This is a genomic window from Niveibacterium sp. (genome assembly GCF_041909475.1).
Lineage (GTDB): Bacteria > Pseudomonadota > Gammaproteobacteria > Burkholderiales > Rhodocyclaceae > Niveibacterium.
Genome location: NZ_JAYRDJ010000039.1, coordinates 1 through 25,847 on the forward strand (window position 1 = coordinate 1; position 25,847 = coordinate 25,847).

Annotated in this window: 23 protein-coding genes; 12 read left to right on the forward strand and 11 right to left on the reverse strand. The window is 65.9% G+C overall.

Features of this window, described 5'->3' with window-relative positions; genetic code table 11:
- Positions 1 to 324: 324 nt before the first annotated feature.
- Together ACE3P0_RS18415 and ACE3P0_RS18420 are read right to left on the reverse strand one after the other, a co-directional pair.
- Positions 325 to 1,407 (reverse strand): endo-1,4-beta-xylanase, encoded by a 1,083-nt coding sequence (locus ACE3P0_RS18415; protein WP_374404226.1) that lies wholly within the window; start codon positions 1,405 to 1,407, stop codon positions 325 to 327.
- Positions 1,404 to 3,524 carry a glycoside hydrolase family 52 protein gene (locus ACE3P0_RS18420; RefSeq protein ID WP_374404227.1) on the reverse strand — a complete coding sequence of 707 codons (2,121 nt, stop codon included), beginning with the start codon at positions 3,522 to 3,524 and terminating at the stop codon, positions 1,404 to 1,406. The genes ACE3P0_RS18415 and ACE3P0_RS18420 overlap by 4 nt, the downstream gene beginning before the upstream one ends.
- 136 nt (positions 3,525 to 3,660) lie before the next feature.
- On the opposite strand from ACE3P0_RS18420, the gene ACE3P0_RS18425 reads away from it, so the two are divergent.
- Positions 3,661 to 4,566 carry an AraC family transcriptional regulator gene (locus ACE3P0_RS18425; RefSeq protein ID WP_374404229.1) on the forward strand — a complete coding sequence of 302 codons (906 nt, stop codon included), beginning with the start codon at positions 3,661 to 3,663 and terminating at the stop codon, positions 4,564 to 4,566.
- Positions 4,567 to 4,605: 39 nt separating this feature from the next.
- On the opposite strand, the gene ACE3P0_RS18430 is transcribed toward ACE3P0_RS18425, so the two are convergent.
- Both ACE3P0_RS18430 and ACE3P0_RS18435 read right to left on the reverse strand, forming a co-directional pair.
- Entirely contained in the window at positions 4,606 to 5,274 is a 669-nt protein-coding gene (locus ACE3P0_RS18430; RefSeq protein WP_374404230.1) for an NAD(P)H-dependent oxidoreductase, read from the reverse strand.
- A gap of 11 nt (positions 5,275 to 5,285) precedes the next feature.
- A complete protein-coding gene (locus ACE3P0_RS18435) occupies positions 5,286 to 6,011 on the reverse strand; it encodes an SDR family oxidoreductase (protein WP_374404232.1) in 726 nt (241 codons plus the stop codon).
- Positions 6,012 to 6,125: 114 nt separating this feature from the next.
- Here ACE3P0_RS18435 and ACE3P0_RS18440 point away from each other — a divergent pair, with 114 nt between their 5' ends.
- From ACE3P0_RS18440 to ACE3P0_RS18450, 3 genes are all read left to right on the forward strand, one after another.
- Positions 6,126 to 7,028, forward strand: coding sequence for a LysR family transcriptional regulator (locus tag ACE3P0_RS18440; RefSeq protein WP_374404233.1), 903 nt, complete (start codon positions 6,126 to 6,128; stop codon positions 7,026 to 7,028).
- Between the two features lie 108 nt (positions 7,029 to 7,136).
- Complete coding sequence (locus ACE3P0_RS18445; RefSeq protein ID WP_374404234.1) at positions 7,137 to 8,729, forward strand: GGDEF domain-containing protein; 1,593 nt, start codon at positions 7,137 to 7,139, stop codon at positions 8,727 to 8,729.
- 107 nt (positions 8,730 to 8,836) lie between these two features.
- Entirely contained in the window at positions 8,837 to 9,565 is a 729-nt protein-coding gene (locus ACE3P0_RS18450) for a substrate-binding periplasmic protein (RefSeq protein ID WP_374404236.1), read from the forward strand.
- A 130-nt stretch (positions 9,566 to 9,695) separates the two neighbouring features.
- Here ACE3P0_RS18450 and groL read toward each other — a convergent pair whose 3' ends face one another.
- The 5 genes from groL to ACE3P0_RS18475 all read right to left on the reverse strand — a co-directional run bounded on the left by groL (position 9,696) and on the right by ACE3P0_RS18475 (position 13,375).
- Positions 9,696 to 11,324 carry a chaperonin GroEL gene (gene groL / locus ACE3P0_RS18455; protein WP_374404237.1) on the reverse strand — a complete coding sequence of 543 codons (1,629 nt, stop codon included), beginning with the start codon at positions 11,322 to 11,324 and terminating at the stop codon, positions 9,696 to 9,698.
- A gap of 34 nt (positions 11,325 to 11,358) precedes the next feature.
- A complete protein-coding gene (gene groES, locus ACE3P0_RS18460; protein ID WP_374404238.1) occupies positions 11,359 to 11,673 on the reverse strand; it encodes a co-chaperone GroES in 315 nt (104 codons plus the stop codon).
- A 174-nt stretch (positions 11,674 to 11,847) separates the two neighbouring features.
- Positions 11,848 to 12,471 carry a hypothetical protein gene (locus ACE3P0_RS18465; protein ID WP_374404240.1) on the reverse strand — a complete coding sequence of 208 codons (624 nt, stop codon included), beginning with the start codon at positions 12,469 to 12,471 and terminating at the stop codon, positions 11,848 to 11,850.
- A gap of 83 nt (positions 12,472 to 12,554) precedes the next feature.
- Positions 12,555 to 12,926 carry an Hsp20/alpha crystallin family protein gene (locus ACE3P0_RS18470; RefSeq protein WP_374404241.1) on the reverse strand — a complete coding sequence of 124 codons (372 nt, stop codon included), beginning with the start codon at positions 12,924 to 12,926 and terminating at the stop codon, positions 12,555 to 12,557.
- Positions 12,927 to 12,937: 11 nt separating this feature from the next.
- Positions 12,938 to 13,375: an Hsp20/alpha crystallin family protein gene (locus ACE3P0_RS18475; RefSeq protein ID WP_374404242.1), complete on the reverse strand. Its 438-nt coding sequence runs from the start codon at positions 13,373 to 13,375 to the stop codon at positions 12,938 to 12,940.
- A 163-nt stretch (positions 13,376 to 13,538) separates the two neighbouring features.
- On the opposite strand from ACE3P0_RS18475, the gene ACE3P0_RS18480 reads away from it, so the two are divergent.
- From ACE3P0_RS18480 to ACE3P0_RS18495, 4 genes are all read left to right on the forward strand, one after another.
- On the forward strand, positions 13,539 to 14,660 hold the full coding sequence (locus ACE3P0_RS18480; RefSeq protein ID WP_374404243.1) for a S1C family serine protease: 1,122 nt from the start codon (positions 13,539 to 13,541) through the stop codon (positions 14,658 to 14,660).
- A 321-nt stretch (positions 14,661 to 14,981) separates the two neighbouring features.
- On the forward strand, positions 14,982 to 15,878 hold the full coding sequence (gene dapA, locus ACE3P0_RS18485) for a 4-hydroxy-tetrahydrodipicolinate synthase (RefSeq protein WP_374404245.1): 897 nt from the start codon (positions 14,982 to 14,984) through the stop codon (positions 15,876 to 15,878).
- A gap of 81 nt (positions 15,879 to 15,959) precedes the next feature.
- A complete protein-coding gene (locus ACE3P0_RS18490) occupies positions 15,960 to 16,493 on the forward strand; it encodes a peroxiredoxin-like family protein (RefSeq protein ID WP_374404246.1) in 534 nt (177 codons plus the stop codon).
- A gap of 18 nt (positions 16,494 to 16,511) precedes the next feature.
- On the forward strand, positions 16,512 to 17,123 hold the full coding sequence (locus ACE3P0_RS18495) for a TetR/AcrR family transcriptional regulator (RefSeq protein WP_374404247.1): 612 nt from the start codon (positions 16,512 to 16,514) through the stop codon (positions 17,121 to 17,123).
- Between the two features lie 50 nt (positions 17,124 to 17,173).
- Here ACE3P0_RS18495 and ACE3P0_RS18500 read toward each other — a convergent pair whose 3' ends face one another.
- Both ACE3P0_RS18500 and ACE3P0_RS18505 read right to left on the reverse strand, forming a co-directional pair.
- On the reverse strand, positions 17,174 to 18,421 hold the full coding sequence (locus ACE3P0_RS18500) for a cystathionine gamma-synthase family protein (RefSeq protein ID WP_374404248.1): 1,248 nt from the start codon (positions 18,419 to 18,421) through the stop codon (positions 17,174 to 17,176).
- 37 nt (positions 18,422 to 18,458) lie between these two features.
- Positions 18,459 to 19,622 (reverse strand): esterase/lipase family protein, encoded by a 1,164-nt coding sequence (locus ACE3P0_RS18505; RefSeq protein ID WP_374404250.1) that lies wholly within the window; start codon positions 19,620 to 19,622, stop codon positions 18,459 to 18,461.
- A gap of 365 nt (positions 19,623 to 19,987) precedes the next feature.
- Between ACE3P0_RS18505 and ACE3P0_RS18510 the strand changes: the two genes are divergently transcribed.
- Genes ACE3P0_RS18510 through ACE3P0_RS18525 form a run of 4 tightly spaced genes read left to right on the forward strand, consistent with a single transcriptional unit; the run spans position 19,988 to position 25,821 of the window.
- Entirely contained in the window at positions 19,988 to 20,287 is a 300-nt protein-coding gene (locus tag ACE3P0_RS18510) for a lipid asymmetry maintenance protein MlaB (RefSeq protein ID WP_374404252.1), read from the forward strand.
- A gap of 17 nt (positions 20,288 to 20,304) precedes the next feature.
- Complete coding sequence (locus tag ACE3P0_RS18515) at positions 20,305 to 22,638, forward strand: chemotaxis protein CheA (protein WP_374404254.1); 2,334 nt, start codon at positions 20,305 to 20,307, stop codon at positions 22,636 to 22,638.
- Between the two features lie 36 nt (positions 22,639 to 22,674).
- A complete protein-coding gene (locus ACE3P0_RS18520; RefSeq protein WP_374404255.1) occupies positions 22,675 to 25,239 on the forward strand; it encodes a methyl-accepting chemotaxis protein in 2,565 nt (854 codons plus the stop codon).
- A gap of 9 nt (positions 25,240 to 25,248) precedes the next feature.
- Positions 25,249 to 25,821 carry a chemotaxis protein CheW gene (locus ACE3P0_RS18525; RefSeq protein ID WP_374404256.1) on the forward strand — a complete coding sequence of 191 codons (573 nt, stop codon included), beginning with the start codon at positions 25,249 to 25,251 and terminating at the stop codon, positions 25,819 to 25,821.
- Positions 25,822 to 25,847: the final 26 nt, after the last annotated feature.

The window sequence follows — 25,847 nt, forward strand, 5'->3', positions numbered from 1 at the left end:
TATCACCCCTGGTCAAAATTCAACGCGCACAGGTGGTCAGATTTAAACGCGCGCCGACATGCTACCCAGCAGCAGGGCCAGAACGGCGAGCTGAATCTTCATGAAGTGTCTCCTAGCTTTTGGTGATGGATGGCCTGGCGCGCGGGCCGCGGCGTGCCCGGCTGCTGCCGGGATCACCTTCCGCCAACCTTTTTATCTGCTCGCCGCGACCCTGCGCGCAGGCTTTGAAAACGTTATCACGCGAACCGCCCGAGAGCCAGTGCGGTGTCGTGCGTTGTTGCTTTCGCGCAGTGTTGGTGGCGGTGCGGGGACTCGACATGGCAGTCAGCGTGGCAGCGATTTGCCGAGCTTGATCAGCGCGTCGAAGGCCGGTTTGGGCTCCATGTCGTCGTCGAACAGCAGCGGTGCGTCGAAGCGGGGCTGAGGCCACAGGCGCAGCCACGAGCTGGCGTCCGAGATGCCCCAGGTGAGCACCGCCGACACCTTGTCGCGATGCCGCGCGCACATCGCGAACAGATCGCTGTAGCGCTGCGCCTGCAGCGCGAGCAGTTCGGGCGTGGCGTCGTCGGCGCTGCTGACGCGGATCTCGCGGTGCAGGCTGATGTCCAGCTCGGTGATGTGGTTGGTCAGGCCGAGCTTGCCGATGTCTACGATGTGCTGTTCGAGCACCTTGAAGTCGGCCGGGTGCGCGATCGTGTAGTGCGCTTGGTGGCCGATGCCGTGGATCGGGATGCCGCGGGCCTGCAGATCGCGTATCAGCGCGAGGATCATCTCGTGCTTGGCCGGGTGCTCGGTGCTGTAGTCGTTGTAGAACAACAGCGCCTGCGGGTCGGCCTCGTGCGCGAACTGGAAGGCGAGCGAAATGAAGTCCGGCCCGATCACGCGGTAGAAGGCGCTGTTGCGCCAGCCCTTGACCTGCTCGGTGCCCGGTTCGTCCGGCACGAAGGCTTCGTTCACCACGTCCCAAGCGAACACGCGGCCACGGAAATGGCCCACCACGTCGTGGATGTACTTGCGCAGCCGCGCGACGACAACTTCCCGCGTGGCGGTGCCGCCGTGGCCGTCGTCGAACATCCAGTCCACCGACTGGTTGTGCCACACCAGCGTGTGGCCGCGCACCGCGACCTTGTGCGCCACGGCCCAGTTCACCATCGCGTCGGCGGTGGTGAAGTCGTACTGGCCTTCGCCGGCACGCGCGAGGCTGCCGGCCTTCATGGCGTTCTCGGCCACGATGATGTTGAACTGCTGTTCGATTAGCGTGCCGCCGTACATCACCTGGCCGGGCGAGATCGCCGCGCCGACCTTGAAGATGCCCTTCCAGGCTTCGGCGAGCGAGGGCGCTTGCGTTTGCGCGGCGGCGCTGAGCGCGCCGAGGCAGAGCGGGATCGCCGCGAGCCAGCGCTTCATGCGGCGCGCTCCCCGAGCCACAGCGTGGCGGTGACGCCGCGCGGGTAGTACTTGCTGCCTATCGCCACACCCGCTTCGATCTGATCCGACCAGCTCCAGAACGCGTTGCGCGGGTCGCTCAGCCAGGCGGCGTGGGCCTCGTCGGCCTGCGCGGTGGCGCTCGCCGGCAGCGCGAGGATCTCGCGCGCGACGAACTGGCACAGGTAGATCTTCGAGAGCCAGGAATTGTCGCTGCTCGACGAGAGCTTCCAGCTGCCATCCGGGAACAGGCAGATGCCAGGCTTCAGCACGGCGTCGAGGTGGCGGGCGAGCGCACGCACATAGTCGCCGTAGGGGCCGTCAGCCTGGCAGGCGTCACGGCGGCCGGCGAACCACGGGTAGGCGAGGCCCTCGATCGCCGGGATGATGCGCGAGTGGAAGCCGGCACTGGCCGGCTCCAGCAGGGCGGGCAGGCTGCCATCTGGCGCTACGGCCGCGACCAGCGTATCGGCGCAGCGGCGCGCCTGGGTGGACGACTGTGCGCTGCGTGCCGCATCGCCGAGCCGGGCGAACAGGCGTTCGAGGATCAGGTAGGCGGCCCAGCACTTACCGGCAAGGTAGGTGTTGGCGCGCGATTGCCCGAGCGAGGTATCGAGGCTGTCGTAGGTGGTGATCTCGGCACCGCCAAGGCAGCGGCCGCTGTCGGCGTTCATCACGCCGTCGCGCTGTGCCGCGTCCGGGTGATCGCGCAGCACGAGGCTTTCGAGGCAGTCTGCCAGCGTGCCCGCCTGGGCGGCGAGCCAGGCCTCGTCGCCCTGCGCTTCGATATACACCCCGGCGCACAGCACCCAGTTGCACAGCTGCTCCTGTGTCATGTACGAGAAGCAGCCGGCGAGCCCGCCGCGCTCGTACGACGAATGCCCGATCGGCGAGAAGGCGTTGGCGACGCCCATGTCGTGCGTGAAGGAAAGCCCGCCCGGCACCGCCGGCTGGCCCGGCAATGCGATCTGGTCGACATAGCTGTAGCGCGCGAGGTAGAGCTCCAGCACGTTGCGCACCGCCCACGGGTGCAGCGCGAGCTCGTGGAACAGGTGATCCACCGTCAGATCGAAGGTATTCATCATGCGGTACTCACCTTCGTTCACCACCCACAGCGGGCGGCCTTCGTGTTCGAGCAGCTGCGTGCTGCCCACGTAGGCGCGCGTGGCGTGCGCCAGCATCAGGCGCTGTGCCTGTGACAGCTTGCTCTGCGCGAGGCGCGCATCATGCGCCGCCGCTTCGGCCTGCGCGGCCTCGAAGCGAGCCAGCGCGAACGCACCGGCGGATTCCACATTCTTGAACCAGCGGTTGTAGAGGTACTCCGTATCGAGGCCGGTGGTCACGATGCCGGCGCGGTGGAAGGCGATCGCGTAGCGGAATCGCGTGATCTGCCCAGCCGGTGCTTCGGCCACCAGCAGGCCGCATTGCCCGAGCGCCCAGACGCGGTTTTCCGCGTGCGCCTCGCCAAGGATCAGCGCGGGGTGAAAGCCGATGCCGCTCCATGCGCCGGGCGCGTCGGTCATCAGCGCCACTTCGCGCCCCTGGCCGACACCGACGAAGCCCTCGCCGGTGATGTGGCGCATGCCGCGGTACGGGTCGTTGCCGATGTAGCCGAAGGCCACGCGGCGTGCGCGCCGCCCGGCGCGGTTGTCGACCTCGATCTCGGCGTAGATCGCCGGCACCAGCGCAGCCTTCAGGCTGGCTTCATCGGCGGTATCCGGATCGGGCGCCGCCAAGGCCGGCGTGATCAGCGAAAAGCGCAAGTCGCCGGCGTGCCAGGTGTCGGTGGCGATGCCGAACTCGCGCCGGATCTGTTCGGCCGCAAAGGTTTCAAGGCGGATGCGGTCGCCGATTTCCTGGATTTCGCTATGTGCCGACGAGAAGCGTGCCGATTCATCCTTGCGGGCTTCGCGGGTGAAAGGCAGCGCGCAGAAAACGTTTTCCTCGTCGGCGCTTTCAAGGCCGACGAAAACCTCTTCGCAGGGCGGCTGCGCGCGCTCCAGATCGAAGCCGCCGTTAGCGCCGGGGAAGCCCAGCGTGAAGCTGGCAAAGGCCCCGAGCGGGGAATGGTGTGCATTGACGAAACTGAAATCAGACATGGCTTTGATGCTCCTTTGGCCGGCAGGTTAATCCCGCACCGCTGCGGCGCCGATGCCCCGTGGCGGGCGGCACTTGCCCTTTTCCCGGATTCTGGCCACCATTGGAGCATTTTTCTGAAAACGTTATCATGTACTCATGAACATGATCCGCTTCGAAAACAGCAATCGCGACACGGCCGACCCGCTCAGCGCAGCGTGCGAGAGCGCCTACCTGCCCGACATGAACGGCAGCTTTGCGGTCAGCGGTGCGCATTTCCGGCGTGTGCGCAGCCGCTGGCACTACCCGGAACATGAGCATCGCCAGTTCGAGCTGAACTATGTGGTCAGCGGCCGCCAGCGCATCGCGACGGCGACCGCGGCGATGAGCCAGGGGCCGGGCGATCTGCTGCTGATCACGCCGGGCGAGGCGCACGAGAGCCGCAACGAGGGGCCGGGCGAGATGGCCTACTGGTGCCTGCATTTCGATGTGGACGACCCCGGCTTGCGGCAGTTGCTATGCCTTGCCGGCACCACGGTGCTGCGGGCCGGCAGCCCGGTCTGCAATGCGGTGGCGCCGGTGATCGAACGGCTGATTGCGTGCACCCGCGATGGCCTGCTGGATGGCCCCGGCGCACGCCTGAGTACCATGGCCCTGCTGTGCGAACTGCTCGCCGCGCTCGCCAGCGGGCTGCAGGCGCATGGCGCCGGCAGCAGCGCGCCACCGCCCGCCCATCTGCAGGCGGTGGGGCGCCTCGCGCGCTGGATCGAAGCGCAGGTTGCCGCGCCGCATAGCGAAGAGCCGATCGAAACCCTGATCCGCCGCACCGGCTACAGCGCTGCGCATGGCCAGGCGCTGTTCTCGCGCGTCTACGGCGTGGCGCCGCGGCAGTACCGCTCGCGCATCAAGCTGCAGCGGGCCTGCGAGTTGCTGCGCGATTCGAGCTATGCAATTGCCGCGGTGGGCGAGGCGCTGGGTTACGCCGATGCGGCGCACTTCTCGCGCCAGTTCAAGCGCTGGTGCGGCGTTTCGCCGCTGCAGTACCGCCGCTCGCAAGGGCTCTGACGCGGCGGGCACGCGGCGGTGGTGCCGCCGCGTTACCGGTCAGTAGCGGCCGACGAGAATCGGCGCTTCGTCTTCGATACTGCGCAGACGCGCCGCCCAGTCTGCGAGCCAGGCCTCACGCTGCGCCGGCTCGACGCGCACCGGCTGGTAATGCACCTGCGGTGCGAGCACCGAGAAACCGGTGAATTCGAGGATGCCGCGTTGCACCGGCCGCAGGATCGCGTCGATATCGCCGTTGAAGCCCTCGGCGCTGTAGGCCTCCTGCGGGCCGCCGGTGGTCAGCGACAGCAGTGCGCGTTTGCCCTTGAAGATCCCGCTGTCGTAGATGTGCCCGTAGCGGTAGGCGCGCCCCATCGCGAACACGCGGTCCACCCAGCCCTTCAGGATCGCCGGCAGGCCGAACCACCACAGCGGGAACTGCCAGATCATCAGATCCGCCGCTTCCAGCTTGGCGATTTCGGTTTCGAGCTCGGGCGCGAAGCCATGGGTCTCGGTCGCATGCAGTTCCTCCAGTTGCAGTTTCAGGAAGGCCGGGTCGTTCACGGTGCTGAAGTTGTGGCGGTCCGATACCGGGTTGAAGCCCAGGCGGTAGAGATCACTGGTGGCCACGGTATGGCCGGCGGCGCGCAGGGTTTCCACCGCGGTGTCGAACAGGGCGCCGTTGAAGCTTTTCGGCTCCGGGTGGGCGAATACGATCAGGATGTTCATGGCGTGTTTCCTCACAGGCTTATGCGTGCGCCGCCGTCGACATCGAGCAGCGCGCCGGTGGTGAAGCCGTTGTCGAGCAGGTATTCGATCGCAGCGGCGATGTCGCTACTGGTGCCGGTGCGGCCGACCGGCAGGCTCTTCGCCGCGCCGGCGAACATGCCCTGCTTCACTTCGACCGGCAGGCCGTCGTAGGCGGGGGTGTCCACCAGGCCGGGCGACACCACGTTTACGCGCAGCGGCGCGAGTTCCTTCGCCAGCGTTTGCGCCATCTGCGTGATACCACCGTTCACCGCGGCAAGGCCTGCCGTGCCCGCCATCGCGGTGCGCGACGCGGCGCCGCTCAGCATCACCACCGAACCATCGCGGCGCAGGATAGGCAGCATCGCCTGCAGGCTCTGCCAGTAGCCGATCAGCTTTCCCTCCATCGCCTGGCGTAGCGCGTCGGCACTGGTGTGCACAAAGGGGCCCCAGGCGGCGTTGCTGGATGCCGCCAGCACCAGGTGGTCGAGGCGGCCGATGCGTTCAGCCGCGGCGGCGAGCGACGCGGCATCGGTGAAGTCCGCCACCACGCCGGTCGCGCGGCCTTCGATCTGGCCCAGTGCGGCGTCGAGCTTGGCCTGCGAGCGGCCGGCGATGAAGACTTCGGCGCCTTTGCGGGCGAGGCGTTGCGCGGCGGCCAGGCCCATGCCGTTGCTGCCGCCAATGATCAGAATGCGGTGCTGTGCGAGGGACATCATGGGAACTCCGAGTGCGTGTGGTCGATGCAGTCACTGTAGGGATGCGCCAGCCATCGGAGAAATGGATTATCGTGATACGAGCAATCCATTTGATGGATACTGTATCGGAGACCAATGATCCCGCCCCGGCTCGACCTGAACCTGCTGCTGTCGCTCGACGTGCTGCTCGCCGAGTGCAACGTCACCCGCGCCGCGAACCGCCTCGGCCTTTCGCAGCCGGCGCTGTCGGCCCAACTGCGGCAGCTGCGCGACGCCTTCGGCGATCCGCTGCTGATCCCCGCCGCGCGCGGCATGACCCCCACCGCGCGCGCCGAAGCGCTGCGCGAACCCTTGCGCAACCTGCTCGGCGAGCTGCAAGGCCTGGTCGCGGCTGGCCGCGGTTTTGAACCTGCCAGCGCGCAGCACACCTTCCGCATCGTCGCGAGCGATGCGATCCACAGCGTTGCCACCGCGCGGCTGGCGGCACGACTGCCACAAATCGCGCCAGGTTGTCGCCTCGCGCTGATCGGCTTCGATGCGCGCAACACCGTGGAGTTGATGGCAGCCGGCGAGATCGATCTGATGCTCGCCGCGCGCCCCTCCATGCCCGCCACGCTGCGCGCGCGGCCGCTCTACGACGAAGACTTTCTCTGCGTGATGCGGCGCGACCACCCCGCCGCCGCCGAACCCCTAGACCTCGACTGTTTTTGCGCGCTTGACCATGTGCTGGTCTCCCCGTCAGGCGGCGGCTTCCACGGCACCGTGGACGACACGCTCGCCACCCTCGGGCGCAGCCGCCGCGTCGCGATCTCGCTCAACAGCTTCCTGCTGGTGCCCGGCGTGCTGGCCGGCGCCGACCTCATTGCCACCGTGCCTGCCCGGCTCGCCCACGCCTGGCGCGACCGCCTCGCGGTGCTCGCCCCGCCCTGCGAAGTCGCCGGCTTCTCGGTGCTGATGGGCTGGCACGCCCGCGCCCACGCCGATCCGGCGCAGACCTGGCTGCGCGAGATGCTTTCCGGGGCTATGACAAATGAATAACTATTGTCGCCTTGCATGGTTTGCATCAAGTCGCGCGCTCCTGATGCCGTTACCCTGACTTCGAAAGCCGTGTCGGGCGACCGGCGGGCTCGGAAGGAGAAAACGGCAGTGCAGGCCAAGGTGTATTGGGTGACGCCCGACGGCGTCGAACATCCGGATGAAATCAGGGCGGATCTGCTGCGACTGGCCGGGCACGAGGTCAAGTGCATCGCGCCGGGGCTGCAGACGCAGCACCCGGAAGTCGTCTATGTGATCCGCGCCGATCTGATGGACGGCGTGGACGGCCTCAGGCGCACGCTGCACGCCGGCAGCCGGCCGGCGCTGATCGTGATGCGCGATGCCGAGCACGCCGCGCTGGTGCAGCGGTTTCTCGACGAACGGGGTGATTCCGGCAGCCTGCATGACGTGATGGCGGCCAGTGCGGCGCCGGTTGAACTGGCGTGGCGGGTGAAACGCTTGCTGCGGCTGGAACGGCGCGAATCCGAACAGCTTGCGCAGGTGTACTACGACCGCCTCACGGCGCTGCTGAACCGCCGTACCTGGCAGGAACGCGCCGAGAAACTTGCGCGCCACCAGGTCGATGGCGAGGGCGCGATCGGCGTGCTGCTGCTGGACGTCGACCACCTCAAGCAGGTCAACGACAGCTACGGCCACGAGGCCGGCGACGAGATCCTCGTCTTCCTCGCCGACTGCCTGCGCGAGTGGTTTGCGCCGGACGACCTGATCGCGCGTTTCGGCGGCGGCGAATTCGTCGTGATGCTCAAGCGACAGGACGAAAAGGCCGTCACCCGCGACGCGCGGCGCTTCATCGAACACTTCTGCACGATCCGCTTCCCGATCCTGACCGGCGGCTCGCAGGATGCGCAATCCTCCCGCCTGCGGCACCGCGAGTTCTGGCGTGCGGCGGGGCCGGCCGGTCAGGCGCAGCGCGACGTGACGCCGCTGTCGATCAGCGGCGGGCTCGCGCTTGCGCACGCATCGCTGGGGTTGGAGGAACTGCTCGAAGCCGCGGACCAAGCGCTGTATCGCGCCAAGGGCGACGGCCGAGGCCAGCTGGTGGTGGCCGACGAATTGGCCGAGAGCCTTGCACGTGAGGGCAAGGACTTGCGCATCGACCATTTCGAGAACGTTACCCGCGTGGTCACCGAGCGCGTGACCAGCCTCATCACGCTGATGGGCCGCCGGCTGATGAGCGAAGCCACGCGCGACGCCTACCACGACGCGCTGACGGGGCTGCACAACCGCCGTTACCTCGACGAGCATGTCGAGCGCGAACTGGAGGCGGCACGCCGTAACCATCGCGCGCTGTCGCTGGTGTTCCTCGATCTGGATCACTTCCACGACATCAACATGACCTACGGCTGGCCGACCGGCGACAGCGTGCTGCGCGCCTTCGCCGGTGTCCTCGAACGCAGCGTGCGCACGATCGATTGGTCGGCGCGCTATGGTGGCGAGGAGTTCTGCCTGGTGCTGCCCGACACCGAGTTGCAGGAGGCGGTGGACGTGGCCGAGCGCATCCGCCAGCACACCGAACAGCTTGAGATCGTCGCCAGCGACGGTCGCTTGGTGCGCGTCACGACCAGCATCGGCGTGGTGCAGCGGGGGTCGGAAACCACCGCGCTGCAGCTGTTCGACCGCGTCAGCGCACTGGCGCGCGCTGCCAAGCAGCGCCGCAACTGCGTGGTGGCCGCGCCGGAATAGCGCCCCGCATCGCAGCACAAAGCTGCCGTGGCGCTGATTGCTGGCTGCGTTAGCATGCGCAGCGCGGCACTTTGGCGGTGCCGCATCCCTCATTCCGGGAGTCTCCGTTGAGCCTGCACTGGCCTCTTGCCGCCTTGCTGTCGTGCTGTGCCCTTGCTGCGCCGGCGTGCGCGACGGAGCCGATTGTCTTCGCCGTGACCGCCGAGAACCACCTGCCGATTGCCGAGATTCACGGCGAAACGCTCAGGAGCGGCTTGCTCAAGGACATCGGCGACGCGCTCGCGGCGCGCCTCGGGCGCAGGCCGGAGTACCGCGTGCTGCCGAGCAAGCGGCTTGACGCGGCGCTGACCGCCGGTGAGGTGGATGTCGCCTGCAACCAGACGCCGGAATGGCGCAGCGCGGCGCTGATCTGGACCGTGCCGCTGTTCCAGGACCGCGGCTGGCTGGTGGTGCGCAGCAACCAGCCGCCGGTGCGGCGGATGGAAGAGCTTGCCGGCAAGCGGGTCGGCATGGTGCAGGGCTATGTCTACGTCGATCCGTCGCCCGAGGTGCAGGCGCGGCTGGAACGCGACGATGCGCCCTCGATGCGCGCCAACATCGAAAAATTCCTTCGCGGTTACAACGACTACGCGCTGGTGAACGAGTTGAGCTTCCGCTACTTCCTGAAGCAGAGCGGCAGCACGGTCGCGATCCACCCGCCGCTGATGCAACCGGTGTTCGAGCCGGCCTGCGGCATCTCGCCGCGCTCACGCATCAGTGCCGCAAAGATCCAGCGCGCAGCCGCCGATCTGGTGGCCGAGCAAGCGATGAGCCGGCTGCTTGAACGCTATCGCTGAGTTCGGGCTTGCGAGCGCCGTGATCGCGTGTCTACCTGAGGTCTGATCCCGGCAGGGGCGTAAAAAAGGCCACCGCGAACGGTGGCCAATGGGCGAATGACGGGCCGCCGGGCGGCGGCCGCATCATGGATCAGTAGTCGGCGTCCGCCATGTCGGCCGGCGAGCGGGCCGGCTTCTCATCGGCCGGCGCTTCGGCCACGGTCGCGTCGGTGGTGAGGATCAGGCCGGCCACCGAGGCGGCGTTCTGCAGCGCGGTGCGGGTGACCTTGGTCGGGTCGATCACGCCGATCTCCACCAGGTCGCCGTAGGCGCCGGTTGCCGCGTTGTAGCCGTAGTTGCCCTTGCCTTCGAGCACCTTCGCGACCACCACCGAGGGCTCGTCGCCGGCATTCGCGGCGATGGCGCGCAGCGGCTCTTCCAGCGCCCGCATCACGATGCGGATGCCGGCTTCCTGGTCGGCGTTGTCGCCCTTGAGCGACTCGATGCGGCTGCGCGCACGCAGCAGCGCCACGCCGCCACCCGGCACGATGCCTTCCTCGACCGCCGCACGGGTCGCGTGCAGCGCGTCGTCGACGCGGTCCTTCTTTTCCTTCATCTCGACTTCGGTCGCAGCACCCACCTTGATCACCGCGACACCGCCGGCGAGCTTGGCGACACGCTCCTGCAGCTTCTCGCGGTCGTAGTCGCTGGTGGTGGTCTCGATCTGGGCGCGGATCGTCTTCACCCGCGCTTCGATCTTCGCCTGGTCGCCGGCGCCGTCGATGATCAGCGTGGCTTCCTTCTGCACCTCGACACGCTTGGCGCGGCCCAGCTCGGCCAGCGTCGCCTTCTCCAGCTGCAGGCCGGTCTCTTCCGAGATCACGGTCGCGCCGGTGAGGATCGCGATGTCTTCGAGCATCGCCTTGCGACGGTCGCCGAAGCCCGGCGCCTTCACCGCGGCCACCTTCAGCACGCCGCGCATGCTGTTGACCACCAGGGTCGCGAGTGCCTCACCTTCCAGATCCTCGGCGATGATCAGCAGTGGCTTGCCGGCCTTGGCGACGGCTTCGAGCACCGGCAGCAGGTCGCGGATATTGGAGATCTTCTTGTCGTGCAGCAGGATCAGCGGATCTTCGAGCACCGCGGTCTGCTTGTCCGGGTTGTTGATGAAGTAGGGCGAGATGTAGCCGCGGTCGAACTGCATGCCCTCGACCACGTCGAGCTCGTTCTCCAGGCTCTTGCCGTCCTCGACGGTGATCACGCCTTCCTTGCCGACCTTGTCCATCGCGTCGGCGATGATCTTGCCGATCGACTCATCGGCGTTGGCCGAGATGGTGCCGACCTGGGCGGTCTCCTTGCTGGTGGTGATCGGCTTGGAGAGCGTCTGCAGCTCGGCGACCACGGCGCTCACCGCCTTGTCGATGCCGCGCTTGAGATCCATCGGGTTCATGCCGGAGGTCACGTACTTCATGCCCTCCTTGACGATCGCCTGCGCCAGCACGGTGGCGGTGGTGGTGCCGTCGCCGGCGATGTCACCGGTCTTCGAGGCCACTTCCTTCACCATCTGCGCGCCCATGTTCTCGAACCGGTCTTTCAGTTCGATCTCCTTGGCGACCGACACACCGTCCTTGGTGATCACCGGTGCGCCGAAGCTGCGTGCGAGCACGACGTTGCGACCTTTCGGGCCGAGGGTGACCTTCACCGCGTCGGCCAGCGTGTTCACGCCCTTCAGAATGCGGGCACGGGCGTTCTCATGGAACTTGACGTCCTTGGCTGCCATGTCTGACTCCTGATTGTCTTGAACGGGGGATGGCTCAGGCGGCCTTCTTCAGGTCGGCCGCGGCTTCGATGATGGCGAGCACCTCGTCCTCGCGGACGACCAGGTACTCCTGGCCGTCGAGCTTCACGGTCTGGCCGGCGTAGGTGCTGAACAGCACACGGTCGCCGGCTTTCACCGCCGGCACGCGCAGGTTGCCGTTGTCCAGTGTCTTGCCGGGGCCGACGGCGATGACTTCGCCCTGCACCGGTTTCTCGGAGGCGGTATCGGGGATGACGATGCCGGATGCCGTCGTGCGCGAAGCTTCGATCCGCTTGACGATAATCCGGTCATTAAGGGGACGGAGTTTCATGTCCTTTCTCCTTCTACGATTCAGATCACCAGGAAGGGATACGGGTGCGCCCGCCGCGTTCGAACGCGGCGACCAACCCGGCCGGGTGTGCCGGCAACAGCCGATGTAGGAGCGAAATTTCCGCTTTCAAGAGGGCTGCGCGAATTCACGTGCAGCCCTTGCGCGCCAAGGCTTTCAGCGCAAGATCAGGCGTGCCGTGTGGCCCAGTCGATAGCGGGTGTGGCGGTTGCCGTCGCCGTGCGGGGGCAACGGCGTTACCGGGCAGGGCGGCTCGCGGCGGCCATCGGCGCGCAGCGTGTCGTCGCCGTCCGCACTCGGCCAGATGCCGCCCGATACCGGTCGGAACTGCCACTGCACGTAGCCCACGTCACCGGCCCGATGCATCAGCGCCTCACGATCGGGCGCCGATTCCACCGGCAGATCATCGTCGCGTTCGGCCCACAGCACCGGGTCGGCAAACGCGCGTCGGCAGGCCAGCGCCTCGGCGCCGGGCGCGCCCACGGTGTTGCAGGCGCGGTGCTCGTCGCGGTCGAGCGACCAGGCGCCCAATTGCCAGGCGGCATCGAGCACTTCGTGTTCAAGCTCGGCGAGTGCGCGCCAGCGCGGGTTAAGTTGCAGTAGTGACAACGGCACCGCACGCAGGGGCGCGTCGCGCTGCCCGGCGTCGCGCCGGAATGCGTGCCAGTGCAGGCCGAGCAGGACAGGGGTGTTGGCGTGGGGCAGTGCGGTGAGGCTCACCGCGAAGAGCGGCATGCGCAGCGGTTGCGCCTGCCCGAGGATGCTATCGAGGATCGACACAAGACCTCCCTGCTTGCAGAAGTCAGGCCGATAACGCTAGCAAAAGCGGCCCGCGCCGTGAAGCGGGGCGGGCCGGGGCGGGATCAGTCGATACTGACCTCGACGCGGCGCGGTTGCGCATGCGCCTTCTTCGGAATCCGCAGCCGCAGCACGCCGTGGCGCAGCTCCGCCTCAACCCGCTCGGCATCAAGTTCGCGCGACAGCGTGAAGGCGCGGCGGAAGCGCGGCGCCTCGACTTCCGCATGGATCGACGTGATGCCCTGCGGTGCCGGCAGCGCGATCGCGCCTTCCAGCGTCAGCAAGTCGCCATCGACCTGGATGTTGAGGTGCTCCTTCGGCACGCCGGGGAGGTCGGCGATCAGCAGGATGCCCTGCGGGTCTTCGATCACGTCGACAGCCGGGATCAGCACATCGTCTTCACGCGCGGCGGCGGTGTTGGGGGTGGCCTGGGTCATGGCGGGGCTCCTCACAGGATTTCGATCTTGCGCGGTTGTTCGGCAACGCGGCGCGGTACGCTGACATGCAGCAGCCCGTCGCGGTAACGGGCGCTCACGGCGCCGGCGTCGATGTCGTCCGGCAGCGTGACCACGCGGCGGAAGCGGCCGCTGAAGCGCTCGCCGATGTGCACCGTGGCCTTCTGATCCGCTGACGGCAGGTCGGGCTTGCGTTCGCCCGACAGCGTCAGCACGCCGCGTTCGATCTGCACATCCAGCGTGGCGGGGTCGATGCCCGGCGCGAATGCGTACAGCTCAACGGCGGTGGCGGTGCTGCCGATGTTGATCGGCGGAAAGCTGCCCTGCGCGGCACCGCGGATGCTCGACGAACGCTCGGTGGGCTGGAGTTCGCGCTGCAGCCGGTCCAGCTGGGCAAGCACTTCGCGGGGGATGAAACTCCGGTAGATCATGGATGTCTCCTTGTCGTCCTCACGGCGCGCCGGCATGGCGGCCCATGGACCAAAAATGGGGGTCGGGCCGCCACGATTCAAGCACTTGAAGTTCGCACGGTGCGCCGCCACATCACACGCGATCAGGCGCGCGCAGGGGCGCAGCCCGCACGGGAGAACGCACATGGCAGGGCAGCGAAACCAGGGATTGCAGCGTTGGGGCTGGCTGCTTGCAGGCGCCGTGCTCGCTTCGGCAGCGACGATGGTCGCCCCCGATCTGCTGGCGCGCGTGGCCGGCAACGCGGCCACGCCACGAGCCGTCACCCCCCGCGGCGAACTGCAGCCGGACGAAAAGGCCACCATCGCCCTGTTCGAGCGCAGCCGCGACGCGGTGGTGTTCATCACCACGCGCGAACGGGTACGCGACCTGTGGACCCGCAATGTGATGACCGTGCCGAAGGGCAGTGGCTCCGGCTTCCTGTGGGACGAATCCGGTTACGTCGTTACCAACTACCACGTCATCGAGGGCGCGAGCGAAGCGACGGTGCGGCTCGCCGACGGCACGGACTACCGCTCCACGCTGGTCGGCGCCAGCCCCGAGCACGACATCGCGGTGCTGCGCATCAAGCTCGGTGACAAGCGGCTCGCGCCGATTCCGCTCGGCAGCAGTGGCGACTTGCGCGTCGGGCAGAAGGTGTTCGCGATCGGCAACCCATTCGGCCTGGACTGGACGCTCACCAGCGGAATCGTTTCGGCGCTGGATCGTTCCTTGGGTGAAGACGATGGGCGCGCGATCCACCATCTGATCCAGACCGATGCCGCGATCAACCCCGGCAACTCCGGTGGCCCGCTGCTCGATTCGGCCGGCCGGCTGATCGGCATCAACACGATGATCTACAGCCCCAGCGGGGCGAGCGCCGGCATCGGTTTCGCGGTGCCCGCCGACACCGTCAACCGCGTGGTGCCTGAGCTGATCCGCAATGGCCGCTATGAGCGCCCCAACCTTGGCCTTGAACTGGACGAGCGCATCAACGCGCGGCTCGCCCGCATGTTCGACATGCGCGGCGTGTTCGTCGTGAAGGTCGAACGCGGCTCCGCCGCCGAGGTGGCCGGCCTGCGCGGCGTGGGCTTCACCGCCAACGGTGCGGTGGTGATCGGTGATGTGATCACCGCGGTGGACGGCAAGCCGATCGAATCGGTCGACAAGCTGCTCGCCATGCTCGACGACCGCCGCGGCGCGGCACAGGTACAGCTCACCGTCATGCGCCAGGGTAAATCGGTCGTGGTGCCGGTGCGCACACGCTGAACCGTGTTTTGTGTCGGGTCGGCACAACAGGCGATGCCCCGGTTGCGGCGATCCGTCACAATGCCGTCTCAGTCCATCCGGTTCACGTCATGCGTACCACCAGCCTGCACAGCCACGATAACGTTGCCGCCCTCGCGGCCGCGTGTGCTTGCATGGCCGGGCTGAAATCCAAAAAACGACTTCTCCGCTGACGGGGATGTCGCGTCCCGTCGGGCGGAATGCCGGACGGGGTCGCTTTCGTGTTGCATGTGTGTCGTCTGCCCCGCTCCGGAACTCTGCCGGCGGAACGGTCTTTCAATCCGTTCTGAATGAGGCAAGTTCATGCAATCACGTTTCGAAGGTATCTGGGTTCCCATCATCACGCCGTTCAACGGCGAGGTCGTCGACCATGCGGCGCTCGCGCGCCTGGCGCAGCATCTCGCCACGCAGGGCGTTGCTGGCTTCATCGCCGGTGCGACGACCGGCGAGGGTGCGCTGCTCAGCCTTGATGAGCAGGCCGCCGTGTTCGCCACGCTGCGTACGGCCGTGCCCGAAGTGCCGGTCGTGCTCGGTGTGTCGCAGGCGGCCACGCAGGCTGCGGTGGCGCAGGCGCGGCATCTGGCGGCGCTGCGACCCGATGGGCTGCTGGTCACGCCGCCGACTTACGTACGCCCCACGCAGGAAGGCGTGCAGCGACATTTCGAGGCGATTGTCGAAGCGGCCGATCTGCCGCTGCTGATCTACAACATCCCGTATCGCACCGCGGTGAACGTGGAGCTGGAGACCTTGCAGGCACTCGCGCGCGATGCGCGCGTCGTTGGCATCAAGGAATGCGGCGGCAGTGTCGAGCGGCTGTTGCGTCTGGTGCACGAAACGCCGCTACGGATTCTCTCCGGCGACGATTCGCAGAACTTCGCCGCGCTGTGTGCCGGCGCCCACGGCACGATCGCCGCATCCGCGCACATCGAAGCGGCGCTGCATGTACGCATGTATGCGTTGCTGCGTGACGGCCAACTGACCCAAGCGCGGCGTATCGCCGTCGCCTTGCAGCCACTGATCCGCGCGCTGTTCGCCGAACCCAACCCTGCGCCATTGAAGGCGCTGCTGGCGCAGCTCGGGTGGTGTGCGGCCGATGTCCGGCTGCCCTTCGTTCCCGCGAGCGAGGCGTTGAGTGGTCGCCTGCGCAGCGAGTGGGCGGTGTTGCAGCAATGGGCTCAGCTCCGCATGCAGGGCGAATGACGCCACGCGCAGTCGCGAGCTTGCGGTTTGGACGGTCGTCCTGATAGAGTTGGTCTACCGTCCAACAAACAAGAGTCCGTCATGCGCATCAAACCCGGTGAACTTGCACCCGCCATCGCCGCAGAGGATGCGCATGGCCGCCCATTCGATCTGGCTGCGTTGCGTGGTCGCCGTGTGATGTTGTCGTTCTACCGTTACGCGTCGTGTCCGATCTGCAATCTTCGGATGCACGAACTCATCCTTGCACACCAGAGGCTTGCGGAGCGCGGACTTGATCTGGTGGCCGTATTCCAGTCACCTGAAGCCAGCATTGCTGAGTATGTCGGGCGGCAGGAGGCACCATTTCCGATCCTTGCGGATCCATCAATGAACTTGTACCGACGCTATGGCGTGGAGGCTGCCTGGTGGGGCTTTATGTCGTGGCGCATACTTGGGCGCGCGCTGGCGGCGATGCGGCGTGGATTCCTTCCGGGCCGCATCGATGGTCCGTTCCACCGCACACCGGCGGACTTCCTGATCGACGCGGATGGCAAGGTTGCGTTGGCGCACTATGGCCGGGATATTGATGATCACCTGCCCTTGCCGCTTATCGAGCGATGGCTTGAGGCAAACTGAGGGCGCAGTGAGGGTGCGATGAAGGCGGAAGACAATCGACAGCGGATCATCGATGCCGCGCAGCAACTGTTCGCCGAGCGGGGATATTCGCAGACATCCCTCGGCGACGTGGCGGATGCCGCTGGCCTTCTCAAGGGTAATCTCTCGTACTACTTTCGCACCAAGGATGCGCTGCTTGCGAGCGTTACGGAGGCGCGGCAGCGCGCGTTGATAGACCGCCTCAACGCCTATTTGCCAAATGATGCGGGCACACGCGATGGCGTCGAAGCGTTCCTGCGGATGACCGAAGCCGAGGCGGATGCGTTGGCACAGGCGGGTTGCCCGTTAGGATCCTTGTGCAGTGAGCTCGGTAAGGGCGATGCGAGCCTTCAGGGCCTTGCCACGGATATGCTCGCAGCCGTGCAGCAATGGCTGGTTCGGCAGTTCGCCAAGACCTTCCCGCCCAAAGTCTCAAGGGAGCACGCGGAGTACCTGCTGGCGGTGATGCAGGGCGCATCCTTGCTTGCACATGCATACCGCGATCCAGCGCCGGTTCGCCGGCAGGCGCGTGGCGCGCGCCGCTGGCTGGGCACCTTGCTTGTCGAAGCGCCGGTGAGGGCGCCCCGCCGCGTGCCGCGTTCGCGGCCTTGATTCCGCCTGCCGCTACCAAAGACACCGCAGCTCATTGCGGTGTGGCCGTTTCAGCCGCCGAGCGCCTGCCTGAAGTCGTCGAGGATGTCCTGACGATCTTCGATGCCGACCGACACGCGGATCAGCGATTCGGCGATGCCCATCTCCGCGCGCTTCGCGGCGCCCATTTCCCAGAAGATCGTGTGGGCGACCGGGATGATCAGCGTGCGGGTGTCGCCTAGGCCGGTGGCAATGATCGGTAGCGTCAGGCGGTCGATGAAGGGCAGGCAGTCGGCGTCGTCCTTCAGCTCGAAAGCGAGCAACCAGCTGTTGCCGCAGAACAGTTCCTTCGCGCGTGAGTGTTGCGCATGCGAGGCGAGGCCCGGGTAGTACACACGGCGCACGGCGGGGTGGGCTTCGAGCAGCTCCGCAAGTGCTTGTGCATTGGCGCTGGTGGCGTCCATGCGCAGGCCGAGCGTTTCAGCGCCGACCGAGAGGTGGTGCGAGGCTTCGGACGACAAGGCTGCACCCTGGTCGCGCAGCCCTTTCTTCTTGATCTGCCCAAGCCCCCAGCCAGCCGGGTTGCCTTTGCGGTAGCCCTCGAAGATGTTCGGATAGTCGGACCAGTCGAATAGGCCGGTATCGGTGACGGCGCCGCCCAGCGCATTGCCATGGCCGCCGATCGACTTGGTCAGCGAGTTGATGATCAGTGAGGCGCCCACCGACTTCGGCTTGAACAGCCACGGCGAGGTGACGGTGTTGTCGACAACGTAGACCAGGCCGTGCGCCTTGCACACCGCGCCGATGCCGGCGAGATCCGCGATCTGGGTGCGCGGGTTGGCGATCGTTTCAACGAACACCATGCGGGTCTGCGGCGTCACCGCGGCTTGCACTTCGGCCGCGTCGGTCGCATCAACCATGCTCACGCGGATGCCGAGGCCCTGCAGGGTGCCGAGCACGCTGTTGGTGTTGCCGAACACGAACTTGCTGGCGATCAGGTGATCACCCGCTTTCAGCAGCGTGGTGAACACCGCGACGATGGCCGCCATGCCGGTGGCAAAGCAGATCGTGCCACGCCCGTCTTCCATGCGATTGACGCAGGCTTCCAGCGCGGCCACCGTGGGCGTGCCCTGGCGCGCGTAGTTGAAACCGGCGATCTCGCCCTTGAACACACCAATCAGTTCGGCCGCATTGGCGTAGCCGTATTGCACCGAGGTGTGCATGGGCTTGTGGATGCCGCCATGTTCGACGCTGCCAAGGCGGTCGCCGTGAACGGTGCGGGTGGTGAAGCCCCAGCGGGCGGGATCGGGTTTGCTCATGATCGTCGGGGGTAGGGATGCGGGCGGAAGCGGGATTTTACGCTGTCGGCACGAAGCCTTCTGCGATCCATTTGCGGATGTGTTGCCACACACGGGCATCGTGCAGCATCGCCATATGCCCAAGGCAACCCAACTGGGCGCGGGCGATATTCGCGCGCACCGGCTCGGCCAGGGCGCTGTCGGGCGTCACCAGACCATCGCCGACGAGCTTGCCGAGCGGGCTGTCGCCATCTTCTGCGATCGTTGCGCCGAGAAAGCGCAGCTCGACACTCGGCGGGTCCTGGCCCGCGTCGGTGCCGATGCCGTCGTGCAGATCGCGGATGCCGGCGCTGCGGCGGCGCGCGATGGCGCCGATCGGCGCGCTCACGTCAAAGCTGTCGAGCAGGCGGTTGGTGATCATGCCCAGCCGTTCCAGCGGTGAGCCGAGCTGCGGCGAGCCGAGGCAGATCAGCATGCGGGTGCGGGCCAGCCAGGCGCTGTCCCCTCCCTGCCACAAGGCACAACGCGCGATGAGGCCACCCATGCTGTGGCCGATCAGCAGGATTTCGTTCAGGCCCGGTTGCGCTGCGCAGAGCGCCTGCAGCACGTCGGCAAGGGCGGCCGCGTTGTCGGCGATGGGCAGGCCGCTGTTGTAGCGCAGGTAGAGCGAGGTGTAGCCGAAGTCGGCCTCGACGAGCTCGCCGTAGTCGGGTTCGCCGCTGTCGGGCTCCGGTGCCCAGCTATGTTCGTCGCACGCGAGTCCGTGCAGGAAGATGCACACACGGTGCAGGGGTATCCGCAGATGATCAAGTGTTGCGGCGGTGTGCTGGCCGCGCTCGAAGAGCTGCATCGGCGTCGCCAGTGCTTCACCGTGGGCCGCCAAGTGATCGCCGAAAACACCGTTGATGGCGGCGCGGATGCCGCTCTCGCGCGGGCCGGGTGGCGCGTCGCTCGCAAGCGCGCGTTCGGCCTGCCCGGCAAGGCCCAGCAGGCTGCGGTTTCCCAGCCGCACCGCGGTGTGGATGCCGGAGCTGATCGCGTCATGAATGCTCTCGACCACCGCAGCCGGCTGCGCGACGCCCGGCACCTGCTTCAGCGCGCCGAAGGTCTTTCCGGCGATGGCGCGATGCATCGCCTCGACCTGGTGACTGAGCTCATGCAAGCCGCGTTGTAATGCCGGTGCATAGCTGGGCTTTGGCTTGGGTTTGTCGTGTTTGTTCATGGCTTGACCCCCGGCGGCCTTTGCGATGCCTGATTGTGCGCCTGCAATGCCGACTGTGACCGACGCTGTCGCGAAAACTGCCCCGGTGGCACCGGTTGGCACTGGCGGCGCTCCACCCCCGTCTTGCGCCTTCAGGCGGCGAATTTGAGCCAGCGCAAACGACCGCGGCCTTCGTGAAAATTCACCCTAAACTTCCCTGAGGTGCCGCCGATGAATGCCTGTGGCATGAGTCTGCGGCGGGGTATCGACGCCCGCTCTCTGGCATGTCGCAGTGCAGGTCCGTTTGGCGCTTGGCGTGACCACACCGAAGCGCTTCCCTGTTCGCTTGGATATGCGGGCTCGTTCCGCGTTTCGAGGCTGGAGCCATGGCTCAGAAAACGACCACCGTCGTGATCGAAGGCGAAATGACGATCGCCAATGTTGGCCTGACGCGCGAGCAGCTGCTCGAGGCCCTCGGTTCGGGGTGCAGCGTCGAAGTCGATCTCTCGCGTGTCAACGAGTTCGACAGTGCGGGCTTGCAACTGATGATTGCAGCCCGGCGCGAGGCGACGTTGCGCGAGGTGCCGTTGCACTTCTTCGGCCACAGCAGCGCCGTGCGCAATGTGCTGCAGCTGTGTGCGCTCTCCGATCAATTCGATGCCGCAGCAGTTACGGCTGCGACGTAAGGTGCGGGACGCCTGCCATGAATCTGGATGACGCTCTCCAACTCTTCATCATCGAAGCGCGGGAACTGCTGGAGGAGATGGAGGAGGCCCTGCTTCGCGTGGAGCAGATGCCCGACGATGTCGAGACCATCAACGCGATCTTCCGCGCCGCACACACCATCAAAGGCTCGGCCGGGCTCTTCGGCCTCGACCACATCGTTGCCTTCACGCATATCGCCGAGAGTGTGCTGGTCCGCGTACGCAATGGCGAGCTGAAGATCGATTCGCCGTTGGTTGCCACCTTCCTTGCGGTTCGCGATCACATCGGGTCGCTGATCAACCTGCTGGAAGGCGGCGGCGAGCCGGATGACAAGGTTCGGCATGTCGCCGAGCAGCTAACCGAGCGCCTGCGGGCTTACGTCGGCAACTCGTTGCCGGCAACGATTCAAACTGCCGCGCCGCCGGCCGTGCAGGCGGTTGAAGCGCCACAGGAAGATGGCGTGGGGACGGACCACTGGCACCTCTCCTTGCGCTTCAATGCAACGGTGCTGCAGAGCGGACTCGATCCGCTCGCAATGATCGGATACCTCACGAGCTTTGGCGAAATCGCGCAGCTCGTTACCCTGATCGAGCTTGTACCGCCGCTCTCGGAGCTTGACCCCGAAGCGAGCTACCTGGGCTACGAAATCCGCTTCCGGACGGACGCCGACAAGGCGAAGATCGAATCGGCGTTCGATTTCGTGCGCGAAGACGCGCAGATATCGATCCTGCCGCCGCACAGCAAGATTGCGGACTACCTGCGCTTGATCGACGAGATGCCGGACGACGACTTCAAGCTCGGCGAGATTCTGGTGAGGTGCGGCACGCTGACCGAGTCGGAGCTGACGGCCGCCTTGAATCGGCAAGCGGGTAACGACACCGCACCGGCGCCGCGGATCGGCGAGGTGCTGGTGGATCAGAAGCTGGTGCAGCCGAAGGTGGTGGAGGCTGCGCTCGACAAGCAGAAGCAGGCCAAGGAGCGCACAGGCGGCGAAAGCGGCCTGATCCGCGTGAATGCGGACAAGCTGGACGAGCACATCAACATGATCGGCGAGCTGATCATCGCGAGTGCCGGCGTCAATCTGCTCGCGCAACAACATGGCTTGCCGAACCTGCTCGAAGCGGCGGCGCGGCTGTCGCGCCTCGTTGAGGAGGTTCGTGACTCCGCTTTGACGTTGCGCATGGTGCAGATCGGCGCCACGTTCAACCGCTTCAACCGCGTGGTGCGCGACGTCAGCGCCGACCTTGGCAAGGACATCCGGCTCGAGATCGCCGGCGCGGAAACCGAACTCGACAAGACGGTCGTCGAGAAGATCGGCGACCCGCTCACGCATCTGGTGCGCAATTCGATGGACCACGGCATCGAGCATGCCGAGTTGCGTGTCGCGCGTGGTAAGCCGGCTTACGGCACGGTGCGGCTTAACGCCTATCACGACTCCGGCAGCATCGTGATCGAAGTGTCGGATGACGGCGGTGGCCTGAATCGTGAGCGCATCCTCGCCAAGGCGCGCGAACGTGGCCTGGTCAAGAACGACCAGCATCTGTCGGACCAGGACATCTACAACCTGATCTTCGAAGCGGGTTTCTCGACGGCCGATCAGGTCAGCAACCTGTCCGGGCGCGGCGTTGGCATGGACGTCGTGCGCAAGAACATCACCGCCCTGCGCGGCGCCGTCGAGATCGAAAGCAACGAGGGCTATGGCACCACGACGCGCATCCGTCTGCCGCTGACGCTGGCGATCATCGATGGCTTTCTGGTGGGCGTCAGCCGCGCGACTTATGTGGTACCGCTCGACATGGTGGTGGAGTGCGTCGAACTCACCGCCGGTGAGTCTGAGGCCGCGCACGGCAGCGACTACCTCAACCTGCGCGGCGAGGTGCTGCCCTACATCCGCCTCAGGCAACTCTTCAACGTGCAGGACAGCGACAGTGAAGTGCTGGCTGATTCTGAAGACGACGATGAGCTCGCGCTGCCCGCGAGCGCCGTGTCATCGGGTACCGCACTGCTGACGGCAGAAGGGGCCGCAGCCCTGGCGGCCGACCCGGAGCTGGCCTTCCTGTTGCACCCGGTGAAGCGCGAGAACGTCGTTGTCGTGCAGTACGCCGGCCGCCGGGCTGGGCTCGTGGTGGATCGCCTGATGGGCGAATTCCAGACCGTGATCCGCCCCTTGGGCACCGTGTTCGGTGGGCTCGACGGGATCAGTGGTTTCACGATCCTGGGCGACGGCAACGTCGCGATGATTCTCGATATTCCTGGTCTGGTGAGGCGACTCGCGCGCCACGAGCCAGGCCGAAAAGCACAACTTGCCGCCCCGGCTGCGGTATCCGACTAAGCAATCCAGCACGCTGAATGTTCGAAGGAGCCAAACATGCTTAACAACCTGAAAATCGGGGCCCGGCTCGGGTTCGGGTTTGTCTCTGTCCTCGTGCTTCTGATCGTCGTTTCCGCGCTGGCGGTCAGCCGCATCAACGTGCTGAGCACCGAGGTCAGCAACATGGCCAACGACAAGTTCAAGAAGACCGTGCTGGTCAATGACGTGACCGATTCGGTCAACGTGATTGCGCGGGCGATGCGCAATGCGCTGCTGCTGCCTCCGGCTGCGGCGACCAAAGAGCTTGAAAGACTCGACGAGGCGCGCAAGACCATCAGCGACGCGCTGGGGAAGCTCGATCAGATGATCGTGTCCGAGGACGGCAAGCGCCTGTTGGCCACCGTGGTCGAGGCGCGGAAGGAATATCTGGTTACGCAGGGCAACTTTGTCGATCTGGTGAAGGCGGGCAAGCGAGACGAGGCGATCGCCTACATGATGGGTGACGTGCGCAAGGCGCAGGCGAACTACCTCGACACGCTGCACAAGATGAACGAGTTCCAGACGAAGCTGATGGAGGATGCCGGGAAACAGGCCGAGCAGGTGGCTGCAGAATCGAATCGCATCCTGATCGGGCTGGCGATTGCTGCCGTCTTGCTCGCGAGCGTTTTTGGCTTCTTCATCACCCGCAGCATCACCCGCCCTGTCTCTGCCGCGCTGGATGCTGCCAATCGGATTGCCGACGGCGATTTGAACGTGAAGATCGACGCCTCTGGCAAGGATGAAGTTGCAATGCTGCTCGCCTCGCTTGAGAAAGCCGTAGCTGCCGTGAAGGGCATGAGCGCTGAGGCCGCACGCCTGTCGAACGCGGCGGTTGCCGGGCAGCTGACGACACGTGCCGACGTGACGCAGTACAAAGGCGAATATCAGGCCATCGTGAAGGGCGTCAATGACACGCTCGACGCGGTGATCGGGCCGCTCAACGTGACCGCCGACTATGTCGACAAAATCTCCAAAGGCGTCATCCCGCCGATCATCACCGCCCACTACAACGGTGAATTCGATGTCATCAAGACCAACCTGAATGCTGCGGTGAAGATGATGAACGACCTGCTTGAGCAGACCGACATCATCATCAAGGCGGCTGCCGCTGGCGAGCTCGATAAACGCGCCAATGCCGACCTCTTCGTTGGGGGCTGGAACCAGCTGGTACGCGGGGTGAATGAAACCGTTTCGAATATCGTCGAGCCGGTGGCCGAAGGTAACCGCGTCCTGCGTCGCATCGCAGGGGGGGATCTCTCCGAGTCGGTCACCATCACCTGTTACGGCGACCACCAACGCATGAAGGACGCGGTGAACGCCGTCCACGCCTGGCTCACCGACCTGGTCGCCTATGTGACGAAGATTGCCAACGGCGATATGAGCGCAACGATGGCCAAGGCGTCGGACCGCGATCAGATTCACCAGTGGCTGATGATGATGAAGACCAACATCAACGCGCTGATCAGGGACGCGGTGACCGTGTCGAGCGCAGCGACCGAGGGGCGGCTCGATGTGCGGGCGGACGCGAGCCAGCATCAAGGTGGCTATCGCGAAATCATCGAAGGCCTGAACGCGACGATGGACGGTGTGGTCGGCCCGGTCAATGAGGTGAAGCGGGTCATGGCGGCGGTGGCGAGCGGTGATCTCACGATGACGATCACTTCCGACTATCGCGGGCAGATCAAGGACCTCAGCGACGCGGTGAATGCAACCGTCGCGAAGCTGTCCGAGACGATTGCAGCCGTCAACGGCACCTCCGACGCGTTGGTTTCGGCCTCCGAACAAGTGACCGATACCGCGCAGGCGCTGTCGCAGGCTTCGTCCGAACAGGCCGCGAGCGTAGAGGAGACATCGGCGTCGATCGAAGAGATGTCTGCCTCGATCAACCAGAACACCGAAAACGCGAAGGTCGCCGACACCATGACCAGCGACGGCAGCAAGAAGGCTGCCGAGGGCGGGCAGGCCGTAACCGAAACGGTGCTGGCCATGAAACAGATCGCCAAGAAGATCGGCATCATCGACGACATTGCTTACCAGACCAATCTGCTGGCACTTAACGCAGCGATCGAAGCGGCGCGCGCCGGCGAGCATGGCAAGGGCTTTGCGGTGGTTGCTGCTGAGGTCCGCAAGTTGGCTGAGCGCAGTCAGGTGGCAGCGCAAGAGATTGGGCAGCTGGCGGGTAACAGCGTCGGCTTGGCCGAGCGCGCTGGCAAACTGCTCGACGAGATCGTGCCCGCAACGCGCAAGACCGCCGATTTGGTGCAGGAGATCACGGCCTCGTCCCGTGAGCAGAGTGTGGGCGTCGAGCAGATCAATACCGCGATGGATCAGCTTAATACGATCACTCAGCAGAACGCAGCGGCGTCAGAGCAGCTGGCTGCAACCGCGGGCGAGATGAGCGCTCAGGCGAACGAACTCCAGCAGCTGATGTCCTTCTTCTCGATAGGTGTTCGCGAAGACGGCGGTCGCCAAGCCGTAGCAACGTCCAAGGCGCCGGCCGCGCGGTCCGCGCCTGTCGCAACCGGCAGCAAGCGCGGGAGTGCGAGCGCCGGCTTGGTTGATACCGGCTTCTCGCGGTTCTAGGAGACGGCAATGGTGAGTGCAGGTATGGAATTGGCAAAACCGCCCGCCAGGGCGCTTGCGCCTGATCGCACTGGTGGCGCGGCAGAGGCGAACGATCTGCAATATCTGACCTTTCAGCTCGGCAACGAGACGTTCGCCATCGGCATTCTCGCGATTCGCGAAATCATCGAGTATGGCGCGCTGACCGAGGTGCCGATGACGCCCCCTTTTGTTCGCGGCGTCATCAACCTGCGTGGCGCCGTCGTGCCGGTTTTTGATCTAGCTGTGCGATTCGGCAGGGCGCCACAGAAGACTTCGCGGCGCACCTGCATCGTCATCGTTGACGTTGCGGCGGAGTCCGGCGTGGAGGAAATGGGCATTGTCGTCGACGCGGTGAACGAAGTGATCGAGATTCCGCCCTCCGAGATTGAGCCGCCGCCTGAGTTTGGCGCCCGCATCCGTGGCGACTTCATCAAGGGCGTGGGCAAGGTCGCGGGGAAATTCGTCGTGCTGCTCGACGTCAATCGCGTCCTGTCGGTGAAAGAAGTGACCGTCGTCGCGGCCTTCGAGCAGCAGCCGGACACTGCAGCTTCCGCGCTGTAGCCGGTGGCGATGCCACTGCATCTGGG

Bases quoted from the DNA above. Each gene is read 5' to 3' on its own strand.
- groL (WP_374404237.1), bottom strand. From the start codon at position 11,324: ATGGCAGCCAAGGACGTCAAGTTCCATGAGAACGCCCGTGCCCGCATT.
- ACE3P0_RS18470 (WP_374404241.1), bottom strand. From the start codon at position 12,926: ATGACCCAGGCCACCCCCAACACCGCCGCCGCGCGTGAAGACGATGTG.
- ACE3P0_RS18435 (WP_374404232.1), bottom strand. From the start codon at position 6,011: ATGATGTCCCTCGCACAGCACCGCATTCTGATCATTGGCGGCAGCAAC.
- ACE3P0_RS18415 (WP_374404226.1), bottom strand. From the start codon at position 1,407: ATGAAGCGCTGGCTCGCGGCGATCCCGCTCTGCCTCGGCGCGCTCAGC.
- ACE3P0_RS18480 (WP_374404243.1), top strand. From the start codon at position 13,539: ATGGCAGGGCAGCGAAACCAGGGATTGCAGCGTTGGGGCTGGCTGCTT.
- ACE3P0_RS18515 (WP_374404254.1), top strand. From the start codon at position 20,305: ATGAATCTGGATGACGCTCTCCAACTCTTCATCATCGAAGCGCGGGAA.
- ACE3P0_RS18510 (WP_374404252.1), top strand. From the start codon at position 19,988: ATGGCTCAGAAAACGACCACCGTCGTGATCGAAGGCGAAATGACGATC.
- ACE3P0_RS18440 (WP_374404233.1), top strand. From the start codon at position 6,126: ATGATCCCGCCCCGGCTCGACCTGAACCTGCTGCTGTCGCTCGACGTG.
- ACE3P0_RS18500 (WP_374404248.1), bottom strand. From the start codon at position 18,421: ATGAGCAAACCCGATCCCGCCCGCTGGGGCTTCACCACCCGCACCGTT.
- ACE3P0_RS18425 (WP_374404229.1), top strand. From the start codon at position 3,661: ATGAACATGATCCGCTTCGAAAACAGCAATCGCGACACGGCCGACCCG.
- ACE3P0_RS18430 (WP_374404230.1), bottom strand. From the start codon at position 5,274: ATGAACATCCTGATCGTATTCGCCCACCCGGAGCCGAAAAGCTTCAAC.
- ACE3P0_RS18420 (WP_374404227.1), bottom strand. From the start codon at position 3,524: ATGTCTGATTTCAGTTTCGTCAATGCACACCATTCCCCGCTCGGGGCC.
- groES (WP_374404238.1), bottom strand. From the start codon at position 11,673: ATGAAACTCCGTCCCCTTAATGACCGGATTATCGTCAAGCGGATCGAA.
- ACE3P0_RS18525 (WP_374404256.1), top strand. From the start codon at position 25,249: ATGGTGAGTGCAGGTATGGAATTGGCAAAACCGCCCGCCAGGGCGCTT.
- ACE3P0_RS18475 (WP_374404242.1), bottom strand. From the start codon at position 13,375: ATGATCTACCGGAGTTTCATCCCCCGCGAAGTGCTTGCCCAGCTGGAC.
- ACE3P0_RS18520 (WP_374404255.1), top strand. From the start codon at position 22,675: ATGCTTAACAACCTGAAAATCGGGGCCCGGCTCGGGTTCGGGTTTGTC.
- ACE3P0_RS18505 (WP_374404250.1), bottom strand. From the start codon at position 19,622: ATGAACAAACACGACAAACCCAAGCCAAAGCCCAGCTATGCACCGGCA.
- ACE3P0_RS18495 (WP_374404247.1), top strand. From the start codon at position 16,512: ATGAAGGCGGAAGACAATCGACAGCGGATCATCGATGCCGCGCAGCAA.
- dapA (WP_374404245.1), top strand. From the start codon at position 14,982: ATGCAATCACGTTTCGAAGGTATCTGGGTTCCCATCATCACGCCGTTC.
- ACE3P0_RS18490 (WP_374404246.1), top strand. From the start codon at position 15,960: ATGCGCATCAAACCCGGTGAACTTGCACCCGCCATCGCCGCAGAGGAT.